The organism is Bradyrhizobium sp. USDA 3397, assembly GCF_054060965.1.
Genome location: NZ_JBSSDS010000001.1, coordinates 3,969,996 through 3,987,271, shown reverse-complemented (window position 1 = coordinate 3,987,271; position 17,276 = coordinate 3,969,996). Strand labels below are relative to the sequence as shown.

Here is a 17,276-nt window from a genome sequence, read left to right as displayed (position 1 = left end):
ACTGTACACTAGAAATTGCATCCGGAAAATGCGAGGATTACGGCGCTTGAATTCACGCAAAGCTAAAACAAAGACTAAGGCAGAGGCTCGGGGCTCTGAGCCTGCTTCGCCCCGTATTTGGAAATACAAGGCGACGGACCTGGCAGGGCTTGCGGCCTTTGCGTTGTCGATTATTGGGTACGGTTGGTATATTACAAACTGGGTAAAAGGGGCCGACGTGCAGTTCTTCCCACCGGATCAGGTGGAGTTAAGATGCAGCGAGAGGAAGGCGGATGAGTGCACCGCCGATAGCAAGGTGACAGTCACAGCTTCGACGATGTCATATGTTAACCGCGGAGATCCGGCCTACAACGCGGTACTTCGAAGGGAGCAAGTAGAGGCAAAGATTGCTGACAGACAGATAGCTTTGGATTGGACATACTTTTCGGACATTACAACTACTTCGGCATCTCAAAAGGTCGCAACGCCCCGAGTGATTCCGGGCGGGCAGTCTGAAGCCCATGAGACCCGCTTCTATCCACGGCTTTCCTGCGTTGGTGATAGCTGCGATCGGTCTAATTTCTTAAATTGGTCTGAGTTGCTCAAGCTTATGAGCCAGAAGGACAATCCACTTAAGTCGATCCCGATGAAATTCTCGGTCACTCTCTTTGATTCGGAAAAGAAGATAGAGAAGTCTTGCGTTGTCACGATAGATCAAGAAATTCGTGACGAATTTGCGCAGCTGGGGGCCAAGCTATATACGCGGACCTTGCCTTGCGTTAGCGCAGCCGAGAAGAAATGACGGAATTGGTCGAGCTGTTATTGCGGTCTAAGCATCGCCAGTCCGGAGTATGAAATCAATGACTAGAGTCATGCCGCGTGTGGACTTTGCAGTCTGCCGCAGGCGCGCCTAGTGCGGCATCCATGGACGGCTCCGACCGTTCGTGAGTAAGCGCTCGCGCCTCCGGAAAACCGATTGGCCCATACAGAGCGCCGGACCAACCGGACTTCGCGAATGCCAAGCAGCGCAAGGAAGAGGAAGTCAAGCTCGTTGAGCCAATAGGCAATCTCAGCCAACCGATGGCGAGCATGCGCTCTCCTGGCGGCCTCTGTATCCTCGTCACGGTCACTGGATGGCTCAGCTTCACGGGCGAGCTTGGCGTAGTAGAGCTGCCGCTCGCGCAATCTGGCGGCTTGACGCTCGGCCTTCGCGGCTGCCTTAGCGTATGAGTGCGCGTTGCCGGTAAGCCTGCCCTTGTTCCACTGTGCGCGGCTGCCTCGATCGAACTCGGGATATTTAACTTCGCGTTCCGCCAGCCGCTCAGCCCCTTGTCGTCTGCGCTTTGGTTTAACCTTGCGTGCTTCGCTTTCCCCACCTTTCCTTGGTGTCCGCTACTCGATGCATGCGGTACTCGTTCACGAGACCGCCAGTAGTTTGCGGAAGGCCTTCTTGCCGAAGAAGGGAATGAGGTACTTCCGCGCCCGGCGCTCGTGGCCGGCGATGTAGATGGGATTGCGCTGACCTTCCGTCAGCACAGGAAACTCTTCCAGGAATTTCTCTGCTGCGGGCTTGAAGGTCATCTCCTTCTTACGAGCGGTGACCTTTTCCAGGTCACCGCTCCGCACCATTCCCCGTAACTTGAGATACCATTCCTCGGCGACTTCCTCGGCCTGCCGGAGGTAGTCCTTCTCCGTGGCTGCTCTGTATTGCTTCCCTTCAATTATTGCCGAGCAATGATACGGGCCGCGCTTCCCGCGGCGGTAAAGATGGACCTTGCCACCCAGGATGATGTGGTTCTTTTGCTTTTCAGCCCTTTGCAATGCGACTTCGTCCATGACGATGAGCTTCCGTTGGCTTCGCGGCCGGCACACGCTCAGCGTCCTAAAGCCGAACTTGTGCTAACACTGTGCTAAGCGTCGTATGCTCCGTCAATCGCCTAAGGGATAATTTGTCGGACAAAAATCATCTTAGCCACTCAATGGTAAGAATTTTAAGTCCCGCTCCCGCGTAACCCCAATGATCGAGGCATTTGCGTCTGTTCCGCGCGGTCAATTCGCCGGCCCCGGGCCATGGCGCATCCTCTCGGACCGGTACAACGACGCACTGTTGACCTCCGACAACGACCTGCGCAGGCTCTACCATGACGTTCTCGTGACGATCGATGAGAGCCGTACACCTCGAAAGTGGGATGCCCAGATTCTCGGCGCGCAATTTGAGCACCTCAACGGAGCTGGCCGCAGATTGATCTCGTCTCGGGCGACGGCCGGACGGTAGATGTCGTTGGGCTTGATGTTATCATCGTGTTAGCCGCATCTTCCCATCCCTCCCGCCTCTGTCTTTATCGCCTTCGAAGGCGGCCGGCTTCTGATGCCCGCTGACCGATTAGTCCTGGAGAGGCTTCCTTCTCCATGTAGTCGGCCGGCGAAACCTGTTCGAAGCCTCTTCGATTGGAGCCGCCTCCATTTATCCTTGCACAAAGTTCCAATTCGCGCGCTGTCGCAGCCGCCCCGATCGGACGGCCACCGAGTTCGTCAGGACGGGATCCAGCAAGCCTTCGATCTCATCCTGGGACTACGCCCGCGTCCCGCGGGGCGGCACTTCAAACTCTGGCATTGGTGCCCCTGCGCCCAGAGGGCGCAGCGGGAGCGGTCTTGTACGGCAAACTGCGGGCAATTCGGCCGATGAGTTGTCTCAGCCAGCGGTGGGCCGCGGAATGATGGGTCCGGCTCGTCCAGGTCATGCCGATCTGAAACGGCTCAGGGAAGGGACACGATGTCGCCACGACGGATTTGGCGATGTTCGAAGCGATGCGGCTCGGCACCGTCGAGATCAGATCCGTTGCGGGGAGAATGTGCGTGAGATCGGAAATGCTCGGTATCGCGACCACCTGGGTGAGCGATAAACCACGTTGATCGAGTTCTCTGAGGTACCCTGACTTCCAGGTGCCGCCATAGGTCACGACGGCGTGGCTCGCGTTGACATAGTCGTTCACCCGCAGCCTCCTGCCCGCGAGCCGATGGCTGCGATGCATGACGCACACATAGTGGTCGTCCAGCAGGTGGCGGTGATAGAAGCTCTCCTCATGCACGTTGTAAGGGCCGACCAGAAGATCTGCTTCACCGTTTTTCAGATTCGCCGTGCCTTTGGCGCGCGCCGTCTTGATCTCCAACACCAGTCGGGGCGCCCGGCGCCTGACCTCCGCGATGGTGCGCGGCAGAATGATCGAGCGTTCGTAATAGTTGCAGGCGATCGTGACCCGCCCGGACGCGCTGGCGGGATCGAAATCCGCAGGCTGCACCAAGCCCTCGAAGGCTTCGAGCATACGGCTGGCACATTCGACGATTTCGGCGCATCGGGGCGTTGGCGCGATGCCGCCGCGCTGGCGCACGAATAGCTTGTCGTGGAACGCGGCGCGCAGCCGGTCGATTGTGTAGCTGATAGTCGATTGGTTCGTGCCGAGCGCGTCAGCAGCCTTCGAAAACGAACCCAGTTCCGAGACCAGGCGCAATGTACGGATCGCGCCAAAATCAATCGCGAGTGGATCCCAATCCTTTGCCATCTCTTCAGGATCCTCCTGGCGGAAAACTGCAACACCCTATCGAAAGAGTAGATAAAGGATATCAACTCTGTCCGATTGTGCGGGAGCTATTGCCAACGCAATCTGCTCGAATTTAGACGGCAAGCCCGTGACCATCGCCAAACCATGGAGATAGCTGCCCCATGAACGCCAAACCTTTTCCGCTCAACGCCTGGTACGCGGCCGCGTGGTCCCACGAGATAGCCCGCGATCTGTCCGCCCGCACCATCTGCGGCAAGAACGTCGTGCTCTACCGCCGCATCGACGGCCTCATCACAGCCCTAGAGGATGCCTGCTGGCACCGGCTGCTGCCGTTGTCTCTCGGACACCTGAAGGGCGACGACGTCATGTGCGGCTATCACGGGCTGGTCTTCAATTCAGCCGGGCGCTGCTCCTACATGCCCGCGCAGAAGACGATCAATCCGTCAGCCTGTGTGCGTGCCTATCCGGTCGCCGAGCGGCATCGCCTGGTATGGCTGTGGCCCGGAGATCCAGCGCTCGCGGACCCTGCCAAAATTCCGGATTTTCACTGGAACGACGGAAAGCAATGGGTCGGCGAGGGCGGCACGTTCTATCAGCTGAAATGCGACTACCGTTTGGTGATCGACAACCTGATGGATCTCACGCACGAGACCTACGTGCACGCCGGCAGTATCGGCGACGAGGCGATCACGGCCGCGCCCTTCGATGTGACACACACCGACGACACCGCAACGATGACGCGCTGGATGATCGACATCGAGCCGCCTCCGTTCTGGGCGCGCCAGCTTGCGCGGCCGGGCCGTGTTGATCGCTGGCAGGTCGTGACGTTCCACGCACCGTCCGTTGTCGTTGGCGACGTCGGGGTGGCGCTGACAAATACGGACGCCCCGCAAGGCGACCGCTCGCAGGGCGTTAGTGGCGCGTTCTTGGCGACGATCACGCCAGAAACTGAAGCAACCTGCCACTATTTCTGGAACTTCGTCCGAGATTATCGGAAGGGTGATGCGCAGCTGACCAAAGAGCTTCAGCTTGCCCACGTCAATGGTGGAGCAGGCGTCTACGATCAGGATCACAGAATATTGGAAGCGCAGCAGGCCGCCATCGACAAAAACCCGCGCACACCCTTCTATGACCTCAACATCGATGCCGGCGCCCTATGGGCACGACGATTGATCGACCGGATGATAACCAACGAACAGGCCAATGTCATCGCAAACGTTGCGGCCGAGTGAGCGAAGAAAGATGGCCAAACCGGTCGAATGGACTAGCGCACGCCTTTGTGCCACGCGCGAACTCACGCCTGACGTGAGGCTCTTCGAGATCGCTCCAGACCGCCTGTTGATGACGGCAACGCCCGGCAGTCACATCGACATCCTCATGCCAATCGACGGAGGGCTGCAGGTTCGCAGCTATTCGCTGTTGGGTCCTTCTGCGGACGGACTCTATCGCATTGCCGTCAAGCGCCTTGCATCGAGCCGCTGCGGATCTGTCGGCATGTGGCGCCTCAAGGCGGGTGAACGGCTCACGGTCTCCCAGCCAAAGAACAGCTTCGAATTGAGCTACGGCCGGTCGGAATATTTGCTGGTGGCCGGCGGCATCGGTATCACGCCCATCTATCCGATGGCGCTGGCGCTGAAGCAAGCGGACGCAAACTTTCGTCTGCTATATGCCGCGCGCAGCCGTCGCGACCTGGTGCTCGCGGACGAGCTTGCTCGCTATATCGGCAAACGCCTTCAGCTCTTCATAGGTGAAGAGGGACAACGCATCGACGTCGCCGACGAGATCAGCCAACTCGACGCGCAGGGTGAGCTCTATGTGTGTGGCCCGTTCGGGATGTTGCAGACCGTCAAGCGCCTATGGCGCGAGGCGGCCCGACCCGAAGCGCACCTTCGCTATGAGAGGTTCGGCCATGCGGGCAACATTGCAGACGCGCCGTTCAAAATCACGATTCCCCGATTGGGTCTAGAAATTGACGTTCCTGCCAATCGCTCCATGCTCGAGGTTCTCGAAGATGCTGGCGTCGACATGATCTTCGGTTGCCGGCGCGGAGAATGCGGCCTTTGCGTGCTGCCGATCCTGGAGGCGTCGGCGGAGGTCGATCATCGTGACGTGTTCTTCAGCAGTGAAGAGCGGGCGACGAACAGCAAGCTATGCACCTGTGTGTCGCGCGCGGCGAGCGGTAGTCTAACGCTCGATACGCCCGATCGAGCGCGGATCCTGCGTCATGGCCGCGACGCGCGTGGTGTAGGTCCGCAAGACCCCCGCTAGCCCTCGGGCCACGAACGCGCCGCCGATCACGGCGCAAGCAATCTCTCGACTGCGGCCTTTTCCATCATGCGGCTCACCCGCGGCCAGGAACGAACGCTACAAGAAACCCGCCGCTCTTGGAGAGTTAATGGCGGATCGAGACGAATTGCGACGACAAACGCCGTCGACACTGATGGAGATCAGCATCAGAAATGAAAGCTTGGGCAGGGGATGGCGGCGCTTTCCGAGCAATTCGCGACATTAAGTCCAAGGTCGTGCACAATCCAGCGAAGGCGTGTTGCACTGACACAATCGCTATACAAAGCGCAATCGCGACGGCGAATTTGATCGCGGGCTTTTGTCAGAACTCACCGAGTCCATGAGGCGGAAGACGCCAAAGGAGGTAGAGGAGCAGTGTCCTCTAACGCAGATCCGCCGCGACAAAGTGCTATCCACTTGAACGGCCAAGTTTCCAGCATTTCAGCACCAACTCTGCTGATGCAGCTGCTCGAGCCGGTGAACGTCGGCAACACTGTTTGGTAGGACTGTGCATCATGATCACAATCGATTGTTGTGAACGTAGGCCTCCCAGCCCAGGTGCAGGAAACACACCCGAGATAGGGCAGAGAGCAAGCGGAGTAAAGGCGACCTGTGCTGTAAAAGGGCGCTCGACCGCCAGTCAGAAAACCTGGCGAGCAAGAATCCAGGCCGGCCAAAGAAGGATAACATACCTGCTCGAGGCGCATCGGCAATGTGACGAGCGCGAATTCGCGGTCGTGCTCGTCAGCGCTTCCTTGATTAGCCGCCCGACGAGCGGCTCACGTTGGATTGTCGCAGCCCACCAGGATCGGGCAGTGGCCGTTAGAATCCATCTGTGAGACCATTTCTATTGGCACAGCGCAAGTCTGGCGCATCTCCTGTCGGCAAACCTTAGTATAGGTTTACCGACCTATTCTATATCGCCCGCTAACCCTTGTAGAGTTGAGACAGCTGTCGAGTTGTTTGTACTTTCGACGTCGAAGCGGAATCATCTGAACTCGACGTGCGGCACCAAGCCGGAATCTGACTTGATGCGTTTGGTGGACGTTGTTAACTGCCAATGGGGCGTGAGGACGAAGGTGATAGAACTAGGCGGACCCACCTTCGTGTTGGGGCTCTATCAACGCTCGTTTTCGTGCCTGCAGCCGATGAACTTTGGATAAAGGCTGATGCGGCCGGGCTGGTTTCTAAGCGTTTTCTTCGGATTTGCTCAGGCGCTCTGCTCTAGTGTTTCGAGCTGGCCACCGGGCGATGAACCCAGGGAGCGCGTGCGGCCCATCAACACAAGCTTTTAGAGCGAGTGATCCGTCTTTCCTCATGTGCGGGCATAATGGCAGTCGCCGCATTTATCAATGTGGCGGTGGCCCGGGTCTGCTTGCGATCTGAATTAGTCTTTTGAATCTGAGCGTCGCGATGGCATTTATCGAGCTTTTCATAAAACGTCCGGTCTTATCTGTTGTGGTCAGTCTTCTGATCCTGCTGATAGGTCTTCGCGCGGCCACCGTTTTGCCGGTTCGACAGTATCCCAAGCTATCGAACACGGTCGTCAATATCACGACCTCTTATCCAGGCGCCTCCGCTGACATGATTCAGGGGTTCATCACGGCTCCGTTGGAGCGAGCTGTCGCTTCCGCCGAGGGCGTCGACTACATAACGTCCTCCTCCGTGCTCGGTACCTCGACGATCCAGGTTTACATCAAACTCAACTTCGATCCAAATGAGGCGCTCACCGAAGTCCTGTCGAAGGTCAACTCGGTCAGATATTTAATCCCCAAGGAATCGAACGATCCGGTCGTCACCAAATCTTCCGGTCAGACGACAGCTGTCATGTATATCGGCTTCTCAAGCGAAGAACTGACGGCCAGCGCGATCTCCGACTATCTCTCGCGCGTGGTACAACCGGTTCTGTCCACCGTAGACGGCGTCGCAGCCGCAGACATTCTGGGCGGCCAAAGTTTTGCGATGCGGCTATGGCTCGATCCCGCGAGAATGGCAGGGCACGACGTATCTCCAGCTGATGTTTCGGCTGCAATCACAGCTAATAACTTCCAGGCCGCGGCCGGACAGGCTAAGGGCTATTTCATCGTCTCTGACGTGACGGCCAATACAGATCTGCGAAGTGTCGACGAGTTCAAGAACATGATCGTCAAAGCCAAAGACGACGGCTTTGTTCGCATAGGGGACATCGCGACAGCTGAGCTTGCTGCACAGACCGCGGACGTCAGCGTCGCCATGAACGGCGAGCACGCAATCTTTATCGGCGTGCAGGCGAGCCCGCAAGGCAATCCGTTGAACATCGTGCGAGGCGTTCGGGAATTGCTTCCAGAAATCGAACGTAACCTGCCGCCATCGGTCAAAATGAAAGTGGCATACGACTCCACAAAATTCATTCAATCGTCGATCGGTGAGGTGGAGAAGACGCTTATTGAGTCCGTCGCTATCGTTGTGCTGGTGATCTTTCTGTTTCTCGCCTCGCTGCGGTCGGTCATCATCCCTGTCGTCGCCATTCCGCTGTCGCTCGTCGGTGTCTGTAGCATGATGCTGGCACTGGGCTTTTCATTCAATCTCCTGACCCTCCTCGCAATGGTGCTTGCGATCGGTCTCGTGGTCGACGACGCGATCGTCGTGGTGGAGAATATTCATCGCCATCTGGAAGCAGGAGCGACGCCGACGCAGGCCGCAAAGGAAGGGGCGCGCGAGATCGTCGGTCCCGTCGTTTCGATGACGATTACACTGGCCGCCGTCTACGCGCCGATAGGCTTTCTCGGCGGCCTCACCGGTGCGCTATTTCGTGAATTCGCGTTTACGTTGGCGGGGTCGGTGATCGTATCGGGCGTGATCGCGTTGACGCTGTCGCCGATGATGTGCTCGGTTTTGCTGAAGAGTGCTGAGGAGGGGCGGTTTGCAACATTCGTAAATCGCATGTTCGGCGCCGTGACACAGTGGTACGGCCGCAAACTCGACCGATCGCTCGACTATCGCCCGATTACCGGTCTGTTTGCGGTGACTATGCTAGGCCTCGTCGGCTTTCTTTATATGCATACATCTAAGGAACTCGCCCCCGAGGAGGATCAGGGCATCCTATTTGTACTAACTAAGGCACCTAAATACGCCAATATCGACTATCTCGACTATTACGGCGCCAAGGTCGACAAAGCGTTTCAGAAGTTTCCCGAGACCGACTTGCGTTTCGTGGTTAACGGCACCAGCGGTGTGCAGGGCGGTATGGCCGGCATGTTGCTCAAGCCTTGGGACGAGCGCAAACGATCATCGCTCGCGCTGAAGCCGTTAGTGCAGGCGGAGCTGTCCAAGAATGAAGGCATTAATGCATTTGCCTTTAGCCTGCCGCCACTTCCGGGCGGTTCAGGCGGCTTGCCGGTGCAAATGGTGATCAACTCGACGCAGGGTTTCCAATCCATCTATGAGCAAATGTCGAAGTTGAAGGATGCCGCGCGCCAGAGCGGTTTGTTTATGGTCAGCGACTCTGACCTTGAGTTCAACCAGCCAGTGGTGCGAATCAGGGTAGATCGATCTAAGGCCAATGCCCTAGGCATCACCATGCAGAACATCGGGAGCGCGCTCGCGACCCTACTTGGCGGAAACTTCGTCAACCGTTTCAACCTAGAGGGCCGCTCCTACCAGGTGATCCCGCAGGTGCCGCGTGAGCACCGGCTGACCCCGGAATCACTCGGGAATTTCTATGTAAAAGCTGCGACGGGCGCGATGCTGCCCCTGTCAACTGTGGTCTCCATTGAGACTGCGACCGATCCCAACGCGCTCACCCGCTACAATCAACTCAACTCTGCAACCTTCCAAGCCGTACCGATGCCCGGCGTCACCATCGGTCAAGCTGTGGACTTCCTGGACGAGAAGGCAAAGGAACTGCCCGCAGGCTACAACCACGACTTTCTCGCCGATGCCCGCCAGTATGTGCGGGAAGGTAACCAACTTGCCATCACCTTTGCGTTTGCACTCATCATCATTTTCTTGGTGCTTGCGGCGCAGTTCGAAAGTCTGCGCGATCCTCTCATCATCATGGTCAGCGTACCGATGGCAATCGTCGGCGCCTTAATTCCGCTATTTTTTGGCGCGGCGACGATGAACATCTACACCCAGGTCGGACTGCTGACGCTGGTCGGGCTGATTTCTAAGCATGGTATCCTGATGGTCGAGTTTGCCAATGAGCTGCAGCTCAAGAAGAGACTTGATCGTCGCTCGGCCATAGAGGTGGCGGCGCGCGTCCGACTCCGTCCAATCTTGATGACCACTGCGGCCATGGTCACGGGCCTTTTACCCTTATTGACTGCAACGGGTGCTGGCGCCGCGAGCCGCTTCTCGATTGGGCTGGTGGTCGTAGCGGGCATTGCTATCGGCACACTGTTCACGCTATTCGTGCTGCCGGCGGTCTATGTCGCGATCGCGTCGGATCACAGACCTGACGCGAGTGCGCGCCCCGAGAAGGCCGCCGAGCTCGACCTCATAGTCAGCTGATCCACCTCGCCAGTGATGACCCCTGATGATAAACCCGCGTTCGCTTGTTGCTTCTCTAGGTAACGGGGCTGCTCGTCTATCCGAGGCGTGACCATCCTGAGGTGGTTGCAATTCGTGGCGCGGAGGGACACGAAAGGTGATCTGCGGCTGCGGCGACTTGTCTCGATCTATCGCTGCTCGCGGAGAGTATGGCGGGCCGGTCGAGCGCGAAGCGTATGACCAATAGCTTCGGAAGTGACAGTGCGAGACGACCGCTGCGTGTGGAGCTGACGATGCCACCCGTGATTCACCGCTCGCCAGAGCCTTCTCACTCATTCATGCAGATTGAGTTCGACCCTGACAGGTGGTGCTAGGGTATGCGCATCCCTAAACGCAAAATGCCAACGACCGCGAAATGATCCACCGTGTAGATGCCGCCCATCAATACAATCGATTTTACGAACTTTGCAGGATGTCGCATAGCAATAACATCGGAAGAAAACAGCCGACGATCGTATCGGAATGGTTATCGATCCTTGCCTTCGCGGGGAGAAACATTCTCGGTGTACGTCGCGTCAAGCCACGGGCTCGTACGGTCCGGCGACGTTTCCAGGTGGTCTCTCGCCTAACACCGCGGGTTCGCAGCGACTGGCGGCGGGCAAAGGGCTGCGGTCGGTCGCCACATTTTTCGTAGCGACGAGTATCTGGCCGAATTCCTTGAGCCCTGATTCAATCGAACGAAAAGGCCAGATTTCATTTGGACGGGATTTTGGTCTTCTGTGGTTAAAGCTAGCGGCGAATGCCCTCGCCGCAATTCGACCGTCGGCAGGAGCCCTCCCTCTGCCGACGGAAGCTGGCGCGATGTGTAACAGCGTCGCTCCTTCCGAGACTGACTTAAGCCCGGCCGCCAAAAGTGGTCGGGCTTCTTTTGTCCGTCGAGTACTGGCGACAGCACGGAATGGGCGAATCTTGAGATCAACGAGTGCTGTCCCTCCTGCGGGTGTCTGTGCGGCATGCATTTTCAAAACGCACGCGTTCGCAAAATCATGCTGGCCGCTTGTTGTTCGGCAGTCTTCACCGGTACGTTGGCGTGGTGACTGCCTGACGTTCCGCCAAGCCTTCTTGGTTCAGTATTATTGTTAGGGCACCAAGCTAGAGATGACTTTGGAATACGCTTGAGCTAGTGCTCTCCACCGTAGCGCTACTTGTCCGGCGAGGACTTGTTCTCCTCACGGATGATGTCCATGCAGAGCTCGACGCACTCGTCGCAGATGCAGACCGTGGAAGCCGCGATCAGTTTGCGGACTTCGTGCTGGCTCTTGCCGCAGAGCGAGCAATATAGCCTGTTGTTGGAGTCGCTCGTGCCGACCTTACTCATTCGTGTCTCCATCAGCGGTTCGAGTCGGCTCGATTGCTCCAAGCCGACGCGGTCGGCACGAAGCCTAAGGAGAGCAAATTTCGTACCAAATAAGGCCGTACGCGTTACATCCCGTGCGATTCACAGCCACGCGGTTCTCCCGCGATCATAGTCGATCGATCGTAGCCAACCATGTTGTCACTGGCGCCAACCGTCGCCGGGGCCCAGCCGCCCCCCGTGCTGAGATAAAGACAATCGTCCTGCTAGGCTTCGATTGCGGCGAGGTCGTCGGTGTCATTCGGCCCTTTAGTTGCGGTTTGTTGTCTAGCTTACATAGTCGTCCGCGAACAAGGCTCTAAGCGATTGAGCGGGAGTCGTTTTCCCGATCGAGGACCGTTTGAGATTGCAGGGATTGGAAGGTAGAGGCCGCCAGCTCCCTGCAATTCGTTTGTGGATTGAACGAAGCGGCTGGCGCGGCATTGTTTGTTGCTGGAGTGGGGAGTGCCAGCAACCTTCCTCACTCTCGGCAGGCGGTGGTTCGAATCAAGAGAGACCGTGCAAGTCGGATCGACAACGATGGCGACCAACAACATCGCGACACATCCAAGGGACGATGCCGGGGCGATTCTCCGCAACTCCGTATGGGAGCAGCTTGCCAAAGAGTATCAGCTCCAGGCCTGTGAGCAACGCATCCTCGAGGAGGCCAGACAGGCAGGCCTGAAGCATGGCATCAGCGTGCCGTTGTTTGGGCCGGCAGGACGGCTATCAATGGTATCATTCGCGTCCTGTTTTGATGATGCCGATCCTGAAGGTCACGTGGTGCGGCTCAAAGCGCTGGCTTGGCACTTCCATATTGCATTTGCGGAGATTGCCAAGCCCTCAAACAGTGCCTGCGATAGCAAGGTGAGCCTATCAGAGCGCGAGAAAGATTGCCTGCGCTGGGTGGCGAAAGAAAAATCGTCCTGGGAAATCGGAAAGATCCTGAATATCAGCGAGAATACAGTGAACTTTCACCTTAAAAATGCAATTCGAAAGCTCGGCACGACAAACCGCACCCATGCCATCGCCGAGGCGATTCGTCTTGGTCTGATTTCGGCGCCGATGCCGATCGGTCGCCTAGCCGGTCACGTCCGGTTCGCGACACTTTGCCACGCGCGTGGCGATCTGATCACGTCAGAGGAGGAGCAATCGCGGATGGGCTTCCCGGCGACGATCCGCGTCGATCAGGGCAGCGAGTTCGTGTGATCTTGACTTGTGGGCCTAACAGCGCGAGTCACGCTGGACTTCTCGCGGCCCGGCGCCGCGATAGCCATATTTCCGCCGTCGCGGGCGATGCTTGATTGCGCGATACGTTCATCAGCTCCTTAATGAAGGCGGCGCTGACGCGCGTCCGCCAGCGGAATATCGATCGCTTGGTCAATCAGGCCACGTCGGTCGGCTAGTGCGAATGCGAGATTTCAGGTTGTCCAATGAGCGCGCGCGCCAGACGCTCGTAAGTCATCCATTCTCTCGTCGACAAGTGATTGCCTAAGCAAGCACAGCCTTCTGCTTGGCGCGACTGGCGATAGCGCGTGAGCTGAATGCTACCGACCTTGGTAGGTTTGGTTTTCCTCAATTGTCAGCTAAGTGTCGTTGGACTTCTTCAGGAGACACGGCTCGTACGCGCTAAGGATAGGCCGAGACGAAAGAGCAGCGGGAACGGGAGAGACTCGATGCACTTTGATGAACCGCGCTGCGCCGCACCTCTCGCGCGCTGGTCCTGTTTGCCGGTGGCGTGATGGGGAGCAGGGCCGACAATCCGCCGCCGCGCTCCAAGGCCACGACGCTGGCAGACCAGAAGGACGGTCCCGGCGCGCGCGCCGGCCAAACACCTGACACGCCCTCAGCGGCCGAGCAGCATCGCCTTCCGCCGGACTCCACCACCATGCAAACCCTCGAGCTGCCCGGGCGGGCGCTCGCATTCACGGCCACCGCAGGTTCCATCCGCCTGTTCGACGACCAGGGCGAGCCGCAGGCCGACATTGCGTACACTTCCTATCAGCTCGACGGGTGCGACCGCGCTACACGTCCCGTCACCTTCTTCTTCAACGGAGGGCCTGGTGCATCGTCGGCTTGGCTACAGCTCGGCAATGCTGGCCCTTGGCGGCTGTCCATCAATGCCGACGAAGTCACACCATCGAGCTCTCCTGAGGTGAAGCCCAATGCGGAGACCTGGCTCGATTTCACTGACCTCGTCTTCATCGATCCGGTCGGGACAGGCTATAGCCGCTTCGTCGCGACCGGCGAGAATGTCCGGCAGCTGTTCTTTTCCGTGGACGGCGATGTTAGCGCGCTCGCTCTGGTGATCCGCCGCTGGCTCGAGAAGCACGACGGGTTATTGTCGCCGAAATATGTCGCGGGCGAAAGCTATGGCGGCATTCGCGGGCCGAAGGTGGTGCGCCAGTTGCAGGAGCAGCAAGGTGTCGGCGTTAAAGGTCTGATCATGGTGTCACCTGTGTTTGACTACCGTGAGTCCGGCACGAGCCTTCTCCAACACGTCGCAACGCTGCCGAGCTATGTCGCGACCGCACGCGAAGCCAAGGGACCGGTGAAGCGGGCCGATCTCGCCGACGTCGAAGCTTATGCGCGGGGCGAGTTCTTGACCGACCTCGTCAAAGGCACGGCCGACAAGGAGGCGGCCACGCGCCTCGCCGACAAGGTCGCCACGCTAACTGGGATCGACCAAGCAGTGAGCCGCCGGCTTGCCGGCCGCTTTGATGCCGGCCAATTCAGTCGTGAGCTCGACCGCAACAACGGCAAGGTGACCGGCCGCTACGACGCCTCGGTGCGTGGCTTCGATCCCCACCCCGAGTCTAGCAACCCCGCACACGCCGATCCCTCGGGCAGCACGCTAAAGGCGCCGCTGACCAGTGCCGCCGTCGATCTCCTTACGCGCAAGCTGAACTGGCGGCCGGACGGCTCCTATGAGTTGAGCAACGGTGCGGTCAGGCAAGCTTGGGATTATGGCCCAGGCCCCCCGCAATCGCTGTTTGAGCTGCGCCAGATCCTTGCGATGGATCCGAAAATGAGGGTGCTGGTAGCGCACGGCCTGTTCGACCTCGTAACGCCCTATTTCCGCTCGCAGATCGTGCTCGATCAGTTGCCCGCTTTCGCTGAGCCGCCGCGTGTCAAGCTTGTGGTCTATCCGGGCGGCCACATGTTCTACTCGCGTGATGCATCGCGCCAGCTTTTTCGCGCGGAGATCGAAGCGATGATGAAACCAGCCTCCAATTAATCCACAAGCATGCGCTCGCGTGCATCGTATGTCTGTAGCGAGACCGAACTTTGGACCACCCAGAACTAGAGTTTTGCGCTCTGATCACGTTGGCGGGCTGGTGGCGCCGGCGTGATTTTGCAGCAAAATCGGCGGCCGATTGCCGATGGCTCCATGCGTCGCCAAGTCCCCACCTTTTCCCGGGCGTCCGCAAGCGATAGGAACCAATGGGCATTGAGACATTCGGCCCCGGAAGCGCCCATTGAAGGCTTCGATAAAGGCGTTGTCCGGCATGATGTAGGCGGTGTCCCGTGTTTCCAGACTCGATCTAGCCCATTAGCGTAGACCGATCCGGGCCTCGGGGCACCGGGAGCACGCAAGTGCGGGCAGGCCGTCGCACTGACATGAACTGCGAGTTCGAGGTCGTTATCTGGCCGCCCCTGCGACTAGCCCGGATGCGCTGCGAGCGCGGATCCGTAATTGTCGTGTTGCCCGCAGCTCCCTTTCGCACTGACCATGGAGGGAGAGATGCGCATCATTGGCATGGACATCCATCGCGTGGCGGCCGAGGCCGTGGCGCTGCTCGAGGGACATCTAACGAAGCTCGGCCGCATTCCTATGACCCGTGACAGCTTGGAGGCTTTCGCCAGGAAGGAACTCACCCATGATGATCACGTGGTCGTCGAGGCGACCGGCAATGCCGCGGCCGTTGTCGAAGTTCTGGCGCCGTATGTCGACCGTGTCGTCATCGCCAACCCGAAGCAGGTGCGGTTGATCGCGCACGCAAAGATCAAGACGGATGCGATTGATGCCGCCGTGCTCGCGAAGTTGTACGCCACCGGATTTCTTCCGGAGGTCTGGGTACCCGATCAGCGCACTATGGCCCTGCGACGGCAAGTTGCGCGCCGTACGCAGCTCGTGCGTCAGCGGGTACGCTTGAAGAACCTCATTCAGTCGATCCTTCACGCCCACCTCATTCCGCCCTGTCCACACCTCAACCTTGTAGGGATCAGCGGTCGCAGGTGGATCGCCGCCCAGATGGTACCTGCCGACGAGCGTGCCGCAATCGAGCGGCACCTGGCGCAGATCGACCTGATCCAGGGTTCGTTGAAGGAGGTCGAGGCGGATATCGCGCGTGAAGCGATGTCCGATCCGATCATTCGGCGGCTGATGACGCTCCCGGGTGTGGATATGACGGTGGCTTCGGGCATGGCCGCGGCCGTCGGCGACATTCGGCGCTTTGCCGATCCGACCAGGCTGGTGAGCTACCTGGGGCTAAACCCGAGCGTAAGGCAGTCTGGCGAGGGCTCCGCCTACCATGGCAGGATCACCAAGCAGGGCCGCAGCCAAGCTCGCGGAATGCTCGTCGAAGCAGCATGGGCTGTAGCCCGTTCGCCGGGACCGCTGCGTGCATTCTTCCAGCGCGTGGCTTCACGACGCGGCAAGCACGTCGCGGCAGTCGCGACGGCGCGGAAGCTGGCGATGATCATCTGGCATATGCTGACCAAGAGCACTGACTACATCTGGACCAGGCCGGCCCTGCTGGCGCGCAAGTTCCGGAGCATCGAACTGCGCGCTGGATTACCCACCAGCCATGCCAAGCGTGGATCGGCCTATGATTACAACATCCCCGCGAAGAGGGCTGAGGAACGAGCACGCGTGGAATCCGCCGAGAAGGAGTACACGAGGTTCACGTCCCGGTGGCGGGCAAAGCCACGATCCCGACACACCAAGGCTTCCGCGACATAGGGCTTGTCTACAACATCCGTGTCGGTCGGCTTGCCTGGCCGTGAGAAGTCCAGCGTGACACCGCGCTGGTAGGCCCACAAATCGAGGTCGCGCGACACAAACTCGCTGCCTTGATCGACGCGGATCGTGGCAGGGATTCCCACTTCATTGCGAAGCCTTTCCAGAACATCCACGACATCGGTGCCGCGGAAGGTGAGCCGCGGCGCCAACGCCGTCGATCTCCAGGGTGAAATCCGGCAGGGCCGCAAGGAGCGCAAGCTTCTGGTGAAAGCCGGTGATGGCGATGCAGCTATGCTCGACTCGAGGCAGAAGGACGGTGAGAGCGTCGTAAGGTTGAAGAATGGACGAGCCCGCACACGCGTAGGGCAGGGTATAGAGCAGCGGGACGAAGTGACGTCGCCTTGACCGAAAATAGTCGACCGCCCTCGGCCCACCAGGAAGAGCGCACCCGGCCGAATCCGAAAGGAGGTCCAGTCGGGATCGGCATCGACAGGCTCGCCACAGAGGGTCGAACATTCATGCGCTCACTCGACCTCGTTCAGGCGTTCAGACATTCGAATCCGGCAGCTTCCAGATCCAAATGCCAACAGAACTCGTGTCAATAGGGAGGGAGAGATTCAAC

10 protein-coding genes and 3 pseudogenes are annotated in these 17,276 nt (G+C 58.8%); 8 read left to right on the top strand and 5 right to left on the bottom strand.

The genetic code is table 11. From position 1 onward, the window contains the following. Positions 1-46 precede the first annotated feature (46 nt). Complete coding sequence (locus ACVWYQ_RS18280) at positions 47-781, top strand: hypothetical protein (protein WP_456726222.1); 735 nt, start codon at positions 47-49, stop codon at positions 779-781. 614 nt (positions 782-1,395) lie between these two features. Here ACVWYQ_RS18280 and ACVWYQ_RS18275 read toward each other — a convergent pair. Next, on the bottom strand, positions 1,396-1,815 hold the full coding sequence (locus tag ACVWYQ_RS18275; RefSeq protein WP_456726221.1) for a hypothetical protein: 420 nt from the start codon (positions 1,813-1,815) through the stop codon (positions 1,396-1,398). Positions 1,816-1,996: 181 nt separating this feature from the next. Between ACVWYQ_RS18275 and ACVWYQ_RS18270 the strand changes: the two genes are divergently transcribed. Further along, positions 1,997-2,254 (top strand): hypothetical protein, encoded by a 258-nt coding sequence (locus ACVWYQ_RS18270; RefSeq protein ID WP_456726220.1) that lies wholly within the window; start codon positions 1,997-1,999, stop codon positions 2,252-2,254. Positions 2,255-2,579: 325 nt separating this feature from the next. On the opposite strand, the gene ACVWYQ_RS18265 is transcribed toward ACVWYQ_RS18270, so the two are convergent. Beyond that, positions 2,580-3,539, bottom strand: a complete 960-nt coding sequence (locus tag ACVWYQ_RS18265) for a LysR family transcriptional regulator (protein ID WP_456726219.1) — start codon at positions 3,537-3,539, stop codon at positions 2,580-2,582. Positions 3,540-3,700: 161 nt separating this feature from the next. Between ACVWYQ_RS18265 and ACVWYQ_RS18260 the strand changes: the two genes are divergently transcribed. From ACVWYQ_RS18260 to ACVWYQ_RS18250, 3 genes are all read left to right on the top strand, one after another. Beyond that, positions 3,701-4,771 (top strand): aromatic ring-hydroxylating dioxygenase subunit alpha, encoded by a 1,071-nt coding sequence (locus ACVWYQ_RS18260; protein ID WP_456726218.1) that lies wholly within the window; start codon positions 3,701-3,703, stop codon positions 4,769-4,771. Between the two features lie 10 nt (positions 4,772-4,781). Next, positions 4,782-5,807, top strand: coding sequence for a PDR/VanB family oxidoreductase (locus tag ACVWYQ_RS18255; RefSeq protein WP_456726217.1), 1,026 nt, complete (start codon positions 4,782-4,784; stop codon positions 5,805-5,807). A 1,431-nt stretch (positions 5,808-7,238) separates the two neighbouring features. Further along, positions 7,239-10,316 (top strand): efflux RND transporter permease subunit, encoded by a 3,078-nt coding sequence (locus ACVWYQ_RS18250; RefSeq protein WP_456726216.1) that lies wholly within the window; start codon positions 7,239-7,241, stop codon positions 10,314-10,316. A 1,192-nt stretch (positions 10,317-11,508) separates the two neighbouring features. Here the strand turns inward: ACVWYQ_RS18250 and ACVWYQ_RS18245 are convergent. Continuing rightward, positions 11,509-11,673 (bottom strand): annotated as a pseudogene (locus tag ACVWYQ_RS18245) (ClpX C4-type zinc finger protein); the annotation flags it as partial. Positions 11,674-12,228: 555 nt separating this feature from the next. On the opposite strand from ACVWYQ_RS18245, the gene ACVWYQ_RS18240 reads away from it, so the two are divergent. Beyond that, the gene (locus tag ACVWYQ_RS18240) at positions 12,229-12,897 is read left to right on the top strand and encodes a LuxR C-terminal-related transcriptional regulator (protein WP_456726215.1); all 669 of its coding nucleotides are present in this window, start codon (positions 12,229-12,231) and stop codon (positions 12,895-12,897) included. 532 nt (positions 12,898-13,429) lie between these two features. Beyond that, positions 13,430-14,926 carry a S10 family peptidase gene (locus ACVWYQ_RS18235; RefSeq protein ID WP_456726214.1) on the top strand — a complete coding sequence of 499 codons (1,497 nt, stop codon included), beginning with the start codon at positions 13,430-13,432 and terminating at the stop codon, positions 14,924-14,926. Positions 14,927-15,010: 84 nt separating this feature from the next. Here ACVWYQ_RS18235 and ACVWYQ_RS18230 read toward each other — a convergent pair. Beyond that, a pseudogene (locus tag ACVWYQ_RS18230) lies at positions 15,011-15,193 on the bottom strand (integrase core domain-containing protein); the annotation flags it as partial. A gap of 240 nt (positions 15,194-15,433) precedes the next feature. Between ACVWYQ_RS18230 and ACVWYQ_RS18225 the strand changes: the two are divergent. Next, positions 15,434-16,654: an IS110 family RNA-guided transposase gene (locus ACVWYQ_RS18225; protein ID WP_456726213.1), complete on the top strand. Its 1,221-nt coding sequence runs from the start codon at positions 15,434-15,436 to the stop codon at positions 16,652-16,654. Between the two features lie 5 nt (positions 16,655-16,659). Here ACVWYQ_RS18225 and ACVWYQ_RS18220 read toward each other — a convergent pair. Further along, positions 16,660-16,863: pseudogene (locus ACVWYQ_RS18220) on the bottom strand (DDE-type integrase/transposase/recombinase); the annotation flags it as partial. Positions 16,864-17,276: the final 413 nt, after the last annotated feature.